1 pseudogene is annotated in these 245 nt (G+C 32.2%); it reads left to right on the top strand.

The features are described 5' to 3' along the window. Positions 1-245: pseudogene (locus WKI42_RS10950) on the top strand (serine hydrolase); the annotation flags it as partial.

Genomic DNA, 245 nt, shown 5'->3' with positions numbered 1-245 from the left:
CGAGTGGCGTTTAAATAAACAAGGAATTCCAGTATTTAAGTTATCCAACCATCAATTTATTGCTGCAGACAAACGATTTTTATATGATCAGTCAGAGGTAACTCCAATAATAAAAAAAGTATGGTTAGAATCTGACTTTAAACTGTACAATAGTCCTTATGACTTAAAAGAAGTGAAATCATCCTTATCAGCTTATTCGCAAGTATCAATCGACAAGACCATGTTTGTAGAAGGAAGAGAATTTT

Source organism: Streptococcus pseudopneumoniae, from assembly GCF_038148935.1.
GTDB classification, from domain to species: Bacteria; Bacillota; Bacilli; order Lactobacillales; family Streptococcaceae; genus Streptococcus; species Streptococcus pseudopneumoniae_U.
This window is presented reverse-complemented; position numbering and strand designations above follow the sequence as displayed.